8 protein-coding genes and 1 pseudogene are annotated in these 7,071 nt (G+C 60.2%); all 9 read left to right on the forward strand.

Annotation, left to right across the window (positions count from 1 at the left end):
• Window positions 1–508: 508 nt before the first annotated feature.
• Complete coding sequence (locus NKJ46_RS34130) at window positions 509–760, forward strand: DUF982 domain-containing protein (protein ID WP_352671670.1); 252 nt, start codon at window positions 509–511, stop codon at window positions 758–760.
• A 1,020-nt stretch (window positions 761–1,780) separates the two neighbouring features.
• The gene (locus NKJ46_RS34135) at window positions 1,781–2,029 is read left to right on the forward strand and encodes a DUF6894 family protein (RefSeq protein WP_352671673.1); all 249 of its coding nucleotides are present in this window, start codon (window positions 1,781–1,783) and stop codon (window positions 2,027–2,029) included.
• Window positions 2,030–2,809: 780 nt separating this feature from the next.
• Entirely contained in the window at window positions 2,810–3,070 is a 261-nt protein-coding gene (locus NKJ46_RS34140) for a hypothetical protein (RefSeq protein WP_352671676.1), read from the forward strand.
• A 516-nt stretch (window positions 3,071–3,586) separates the two neighbouring features.
• Window positions 3,587–3,832, forward strand: a complete 246-nt coding sequence (locus tag NKJ46_RS34145) for a DUF982 domain-containing protein (RefSeq protein ID WP_352671679.1) — start codon at window positions 3,587–3,589, stop codon at window positions 3,830–3,832.
• An 8-nt stretch (window positions 3,833–3,840) separates the two neighbouring features.
• Complete coding sequence (locus tag NKJ46_RS34150) at window positions 3,841–4,086, forward strand: DUF982 domain-containing protein (protein WP_352671682.1); 246 nt, start codon at window positions 3,841–3,843, stop codon at window positions 4,084–4,086.
• 468 nt (window positions 4,087–4,554) lie between these two features.
• Window positions 4,555–5,340 (forward strand): hypothetical protein, encoded by a 786-nt coding sequence (locus tag NKJ46_RS34155; protein ID WP_352671684.1) that lies wholly within the window; start codon window positions 4,555–4,557, stop codon window positions 5,338–5,340.
• A gap of 416 nt (window positions 5,341–5,756) precedes the next feature.
• Window positions 5,757–6,137 carry an IS66-like element accessory protein TnpA gene (gene tnpA / locus NKJ46_RS34160; RefSeq protein ID WP_352671686.1) on the forward strand — a complete coding sequence of 127 codons (381 nt, stop codon included), beginning with the start codon at window positions 5,757–5,759 and terminating at the stop codon, window positions 6,135–6,137.
• Window positions 6,134–6,490 carry an IS66 family insertion sequence element accessory protein TnpB gene (gene tnpB, locus NKJ46_RS34165; RefSeq protein ID WP_023709031.1) on the forward strand — a complete coding sequence of 119 codons (357 nt, stop codon included), beginning with the start codon at window positions 6,134–6,136 and terminating at the stop codon, window positions 6,488–6,490. Before tnpA ends, tnpB begins: the two co-directional genes overlap by 4 nt.
• A gap of 69 nt (window positions 6,491–6,559) precedes the next feature.
• Window positions 6,560–6,988, forward strand: a pseudogene (locus NKJ46_RS34170) (IS66 family transposase); the annotation flags it as partial.
• Between the last annotated feature and the right edge of the window lie 83 nt (window positions 6,989–7,071).

Here is a 7,071-nt window from a genome sequence, read left to right on the forward strand (position 1 = left end):
TCGGGAGAGAACTTGTTGGTCGTCTTGCTTGTCATGGCTCCACCTTCTCAGGAGTTGGAGCCTCCGATCAACCCGGGGCGGTTCAAGCCGTCCACCGCATCATAAGCAGATTGGCGGTCTCCCTGAATGAGACCACGTTTTGAATGAGACCATGTTGCCCATCGGCTGCTCGATCACCACGAAGTCGGGCCTGTCGCGAAGCTGGCAACTGACCGATCCCCTTCTCCTCGGCGTTCTCGCCACGGCTTTGATCAGGCCAGTCTTGATCGACGAGAGCGATGAGCCGGCCTCATACCAAGCGAATTCGATATCGAGGCCGAGGACCAACATCCTCACCCCTCGGCAATGGCGGCAGGAATGCCGCCAGCATCGGTTGTCGCCAGGCCCCAAAGGCATGCAGTCGCAAGGAGCTTGTCACAGAATGTTCGCGCACCGAGTCAATTGTGACGCAACGAAATGTGGTGTTCGCCCGTAGGGTCGTCGGGACATCGTGAAAGGAAACCAGAATATGACCAGCGAACGAGACGTCGGCACGTTCGAAAAACCCGTGACCGTGTTGCTGTCCTCGGGCAAAGTCAGTGTTTCGAGCACCCGCGAAGCCGCCGAAATGCTGCTGTATGACTGGCCCATTGGAGAGACCGGGTGCCGCATCCAGGCACGAATGGCCTGCATGAAGGTGCTCGGGGGCGGAAGCGCCCCGGAGGTAGCCCGCGTGGCATTTCTGACCGCCGCCAAGGAAGCGAAAATCTTGAACGCCTGACATCTGCTACTCCGCCGCCGCAGCAAATGCCCCATCGCGATGATCTGGCGTAGCCTTTGCTGCCGGTGACATTGGCAGTCGGTTGAGGATGCCGGAATCAGGCTCGGGGCTCAGATCCATGGTTGCCAGTGCGCCGACAATTCGAAGATCGCGATCTCATCGGGATCAAACCTCCAGCCGGATGTTCGGGCATCGAAGTGCATCGGAGCAAAGGGGCGGGAGATGCGAGTGAAAGGACGCATGAACCGGTGCATGGCTATTCGGCGGCCTGAGAAATCAGCTTCATCGCATCGCCGAAGGTGTGAACTGGTCCCATACCGGTGGGTACCGTGCTCTTGTCGCCAGACTGCACGGCCTCGTCTGTTTGGGTGTGACCGGCTCTGGAAGCGGCGATCTGGGAATGTAAGCGAGATCGCCATTGGACGCGCATAGGCCCACTGACGGGTACCAGACGGACGCCAGATGAAACCGGTCAGGACTGGCAACGTCGCCACCGGGTACAAGGGAAAACCGCACGGGCCGACAACCGAGCATTTCATCAATTGGCTGATGTGCTGGCAGAATCTCGACGCGCACGACATGGACAGATGTCACCACGCCGAGTCGCAGCATCAGCGCTCTCCCGGGCGGTAGCTGTTTGTGAGCGCCTAAAGTCTTGGGCCGAAACGCTCGCCCGGCACCCCGGTGACGATTGGGCAGTTCCGAGATCCGCAGGGTAACCTCGTCGGTCTGGCACAAATTGACGAAAACCTGATCTCTTCAACGATCGATCCGGTGGCACCATGGCGGCCAGCTCGTGCGACGGGCCATCGAACTCACCTATCCAGCGCGCATAGAAGAGGAAGGCGGCAAGGTGACCATCGACAGGGACCGCCGGTGACGATCGACATCAACAAGGTCAGGCTGGTGGAGAAATACAGGCCGCCGAAACGCAAGAAGCCCCTGCGGGACATGGTGGATTAGCTCTTTCTATGTAAAAAACAGACATTGAACATTGTCCGGCAATCCTAGTTAGGAGTGATGCCGCGCTATTTCTTCGACTTGTCCAGCAATGGAGAGACCTTCCCAGACCCTGAAGGTTCAGAGCTTCCGAGCCTGGAATCTGCGGAGGACGAGGCAGCAAAAACGCTGCTTGAAATCGCAAGAGAAAAGCTGCCCGATGGCACCTACCACGAGGCTGGCATTCAAGTCCGCGATGAAGCAGGCAACCAGCTAGCCCAGATCGTGGTCAAATTCGAACTGAACCGCATAGCGCGCATCAGACAATGAATCGATGGGAACCTGATCGTCTTCACCTTGAAGGTGCCCGGTTATACCAAGCGCGGGCGTGGCGTCAGGTAGACGACCTTCAATCGACTATCGAAGAGACGCGTCGGACAATCGAAGCATCGCGCCAGTTGCTGGCCCAGCTAGCCGCCAAAGAGGACCGGCGCCCTGATGAGTGATCAAGAAGTTAACGAGACCAGCGCGAGAGGCCAAACCACCGGAAGGCCAGAACCCCAACGAAGCTGAGGGTCATGGCTCCAATGAAACTATAACAGGCGCGCGCGTCATGGCTGATAGCAACAGAGTTTTGGTCGGCAGTCGAGGACGCCGCGAAGAGTACATAGCAAGTCGGTCTCCAAGGCGCTACTTGGGAAATGAAGGGTTCAGGGGGGGCACGCGAGCCACTTATCCGACCACCCACTCGGAATTTTGTACCAAACATTCCCGAGAAACAAGCCCGGCCCCTAGCTGGTCCGGTGTATGTAGCCTGTAGGTTCGGCCATGGTTCAGGTCGACAAAAGGAAGCAGAGGGTTAGGGCCGATCTTATACGACGGTGGATCGCGTCAGAAGCCGTCCGGGACTACCTTCACAAGGCGCTAAATCTTCCGGTAGAAGAGGACCTGCCGCGTAAGCATAAGTCTTTGCTTGATGAATGCGATCAGGTCGACAAAGAGTGAGTACGTGTTGGCCGTGAACTGCCCACGATGTTTGGTTAAAAACGTACCCGGCCAGACTCATCGTCCCCATCGGCTTATAGTTATTCTCCCGAACGGGAGGCTTCCATGCTGCCATTACCCCATGCCGTCGATCCAAAGGTAGTTGCTGAGATCAATAGTCTGCTAGATCATCACGCTTGGGCGGTACCGGTCCCCGTTCACAAACTCGCGGCGGTTGTCCGGCTGCGCCTCAAAAGCCATCTTTCCATCGCGACTATCGAGGAGCTGATCGTGGACGAAGCCGAGTGTCGGCATCTGGCCATGCTGTTCGAACTGCCGGGAACGGAAGCGGCCGTAGTTTCATCCGCTCTGGGTCGTGCGACTTGAAGGTCAGGCGATCTGGCATTGGGCTCGGCTAGAGGGGGCCGCCGCCACGGAGGGATAGACGACCCCACAGCGGCTGCACCGAGACGGATCGACCCCTGCGAGTCTTTAACCGCGAGGGCCTGCATTTGTTCCCCGAATGCGTGTGGCGCTACGACTGTGCGGGCAGCCGGCTCTTCCCGCAAGTTCCTGCCATGCGTAGCGCTTGAATGTGCCAGTTACCCAGTTACCCGAGCCAGTTCCCAAACATTTCTGACGCCTAATGCAACCATTCCCTGATCTGCGAGTTGCGCGACAGGCGGGGAACCTCGGCCGACATGACAAAGCGCGACAAAAGCTGGGCATAGGTCCCTTGCAGACGCCGTTCGGGAGTTGATCGGCACCGAAGACAATCGTCGGCATGTACAGAAGCTGTTTGGACCAGTCGAAACAGAGCTAACCCCAACCCTAGCTTCATTACTTGAGGCGATTGGTAAGGTCAGAGACGACGAAACTCCCTAGCCGCCCTACATTCCCCTCATGGCAACCCATTGGTTCGTCCCTCCGGTGTTCGTAAGGACTGCGTCCGGTGATAGGCATTGCTGCGACGATGCCAGGGCAGCCCTTGAGCAGCTAAAGACGTGGACCCGGAGAGGACCTCGCTGGCACAAGGCGGTGACCCTCTGCCTGTCAGCTTTGGAGGGCGATCCCGTTGACCTTCAGGTGGTACGAAAGGCGTTTGAGGCTGCCGCTAAGGAGGCCAAAATGTATCTCTCTCCTGAGTAGTAGGTGTGATGGCAACCCATTGGATTTCCCCTCCTGTCCACGTAAAGACCGACCATCCTGGGGTCACCTACGGGTGCAACAGTCTCGAGGGTGCCGCCGAGGAACTCATGAAGTGGTCCAAGCGGGGACCTAAGTGGAAGCTGGCGCTCCAAGCCTGCATCGACGCGTTTGAGGAGAGAGTGACCCCTGAGGAGGCTCGCAAGGCCTTCGAGGCTGCGGCCAAGGAGCAAGGGGTCCTTACGCCTTCTGATTAGGGTTTCAAAGCCTCCCTGCAGTCCAACCCTCCCCCCTGTTGCGGGTGCCCCTCAGAGGAGCCCCATCGTTTACGACCGATACACATCGAATACCGCAGGCTTCCGTCTGATACTTTGACGCTATCGCCGCCACGCCCAGACCGACGACAAGCGAAATGGCGAGGGCGACACTTACTGGCAGGTGATTCATACCTACCCGCCTACCGAGCGCTTCGACACGTGTCGACGACGCTTGGAGACAGTCCCATCACGGCCTCGAACATGCTTAACGAATAGTGAAGCATCCCCCGGAGCCCCGGAGTCTTGCATTCAGAATCGTTCAAATTGAAACGAAACGGTTTTCTACTCGTAAGCCACAATCTCAAATGCAGTTGTGCTCAAGCAACTAAAAACCTCTCTGAGTTCGTTGTCGCCCAAGTAGCAAGAATTCAAACTGCTGCTGTTAGGTAACTACCAAAGGAGAGTGTTATGGCAAATTTCGCTAAGAGTTTCGCCACAGCCTTGGCCAGTAGTGCAGTTATTTTGTCTCTGTCTCTTCCTTCCAGCGCGGCCGGTGTCGGTGTCGGTGCTGGTGTATCAATTGGCGGCCCAGGCGGCATCAGGGCCGGTCTGGGTGCCTCGATCGGCGGCACTGGCGGCATCAACGCGGGAGCCGGCGCTTCGATCGGTGGCCGCAGTGGCGTGAATGCCGGTACCGGCGTTAACATAGGCGGCAGCAGGGGCGTTACCGCCGGAGCCGGTGCTAACATCGGTGGACGGAGCGGCGTCACCGCCGGTGCTGGCGCAAACATAGGCGGCACGAGTGGCGTGACCGCTGACGCGGGCGCTAACATAGGCGGCAGGAGTGGTGTCACCGCTGGGGCTGGCGCAAACATAGGCGGCACGAGTGGCGTGACCGCTGGCGCGGGCGCTAACATAGGCGGCAGGAGGGGCGTCACCGCTGGGGCTGGCGCAAATATCGGCGGGACCGGCGGCGTTACAGCGGGCGTCGGCGTCAATGTCGGGGGCACGGGCGGTGTCGGCGCGGGCGTCGGTGTCGGCGTTGGCGGCGGGACCGTTCCCGGCAAGCCTGGCACTCCCGGCACGCCGGGGACACCTGGAACGCCTGGCACGCCCAGCGTGCCCACCGTGGTGGCCCAGCTGTCGAGCAGCCAATTGATCCGCATGAAGAAGCGCTGTGCCGACGTACTCAGCAGCGAAGGCACGTATGACAGCGATCTGCGTCAGCTTTGCATGCTCATTGCGCGACGCTAAGGAGAGCGTTCGGGAGTGTCGGATCGGGCCGTGAGGCTCAGACAACACTCTCCTGGCTTTGCGGCCCGGGAGCCCGTCACTTGCAAGGTGGCGGGCTTCTTTGCGCAGGGAATGATGCGCTTCACCAGGCGGCGTTCCTGATGCCGAAATTGGGCGGTGACTGCGCTCGTGTCAGGTTCCGCTCTTTAGCCAATGCCTGGTGCGCGGGCTCGTACAAAGCGCACGACATGATCCTTGGCTGAGTTTGCCGAGAGACGCGCCGGTCCGAGACATAAATCGTAAGCGCTGTTGTGGGACCACCTTTCGGGAGTGGTCGCGATCTGTGAGGTTGCCGATTCTGTATTGGGATCGGAGATCGGCTTGTGTCTGGACTTGACCTTACGTTTGACCCGGAGCGGCAGCTTCGGCGTTTCGAGGTGATCAACGGTGCTGGCGGCCGGCGTCACTGGTCGATGGATGACAAGGCGCGGATCGTCGCGGAGACGCTGGAGCCGAACGCAATCATTTCCGAAGTTGCCCGGCGTTATGGTCTCAGGCCGCAGCAGGTGTTCGCCTGGCGCCGCGAAGCGCGCAAACAGGCCACTTCGGTGCAGCAAGATTCTCCTGCCTTTGTGCCGGCGGTTGTGGCGGCGGCGGAACCTGTAGCGAGCCGTTCACCGAAGCAGCGGAAACGGCAAGCCACTCGAGATGCCGGCCTGATCGAGCTTGAGATCGACGGCATCGCGATGCGCGTCGGCCGGGGCGCCGATGCCAAGACGGTGGCCGCAGTGATCCGCGCGCTGAAGGCGACGTCGTGATCGGGCCGACGGGTGCGGTCAAGGTCATGGTGGCGACGAAGCCCGTCGACTTCCGCAAGGGCGCGGAGGGATTGGCGGCGCTGGTGCGAGAGACAATGGGGGCCGATCCGTTCAGCGGAGCTGTCTACGTCTTTCGGGCGAAGCGGACTGACCGGATCAAGCTGATCTTCTGGGATGGCACCGGCGTCTGTCTTTATGCCAAGCGTTTGGAGGATGGGGAGTTTCGCTGGCCGAAAGTGCATGACGGCATGATGCGGCTGACGGCCGCGCAACTGTCGGCGCTACTCGAAGGGCTGGACTGGCGGCGAGTCCACGAGGCGCGCCGGACCCGCGTTCCAGCCCAGGCGGGCTGACCCGCGACGAAGTGAATCAGCCTGGATTCCGCTGTCGCGGGCTGTCGGCGAATATGGTCTGATCCGCTCATGGCGATGACGGCTGACCAGCTTCCCGACGATCCGGACGCGCTGAAGGCGATGGTCCTGGCGCGCGACGTCGAGAATGCCCGTCTGGTCCAGATCATCAAGGAATTGCAGCGTCACCGCTTCGGCCGGCGTGCCGAGACGCTGCCCGAGGATCAATTGCTGCTGGGGCTCGAAGAGGCCGAGCAGATCGAGGCCGCCGACGAGGAAGAGAACGAACAAGCATCTCCCGCAGAGCGCCTGGAGCGCGCCAGGAAGCGCCGGACGAACCGCGGCGCGTTGCCATCCCATCTGCCGCGGGTGGAAATGATCGTCGACATCGAGGACCATGCCTGCCCATGCTGCCGCAATGGCTTGCATCGGATCGGCGAGGACGTGAGCGAGCGGCTCGATATCGTTCCGGCGCAGCTGCGTGTGATCGTCGTGCGCCGTGACCTTGCCCCTCTGATCTAATCCGGTTTGAAGTTCGTTCTGGCCATCGAGAGGACCAGGACATGAAACGCAGCCGCTTCTCT

Origin of the sequence: Mesorhizobium sp. M0166 (assembly GCF_040322255.1) — a bacterium.
Taxonomy (GTDB): domain Bacteria; phylum Pseudomonadota; class Alphaproteobacteria; order Rhizobiales; family Rhizobiaceae; genus Mesorhizobium.

Excerpts from the sequence above, each read along its gene's own strand:
- NKJ46_RS34130 (WP_352671670.1), top strand. The coding sequence starts at position 509 with ATGACCAGCGAACGAGACGTCGGCACGTTCGAAAAACCCGTGACCGTG.
- NKJ46_RS34155 (WP_352671684.1), top strand. The coding sequence starts at position 4,555 with ATGGCAAATTTCGCTAAGAGTTTCGCCACAGCCTTGGCCAGTAGTGCA.
- NKJ46_RS34135 (WP_352671673.1), top strand. The coding sequence starts at position 1,781 with ATGCCGCGCTATTTCTTCGACTTGTCCAGCAATGGAGAGACCTTCCCA.
- NKJ46_RS34150 (WP_352671682.1), top strand. The coding sequence starts at position 3,841 with ATGGCAACCCATTGGATTTCCCCTCCTGTCCACGTAAAGACCGACCAT.
- NKJ46_RS34140 (WP_352671676.1), top strand. The coding sequence starts at position 2,810 with ATGCTGCCATTACCCCATGCCGTCGATCCAAAGGTAGTTGCTGAGATC.
- NKJ46_RS34145 (WP_352671679.1), top strand. The coding sequence starts at position 3,587 with ATGGCAACCCATTGGTTCGTCCCTCCGGTGTTCGTAAGGACTGCGTCC.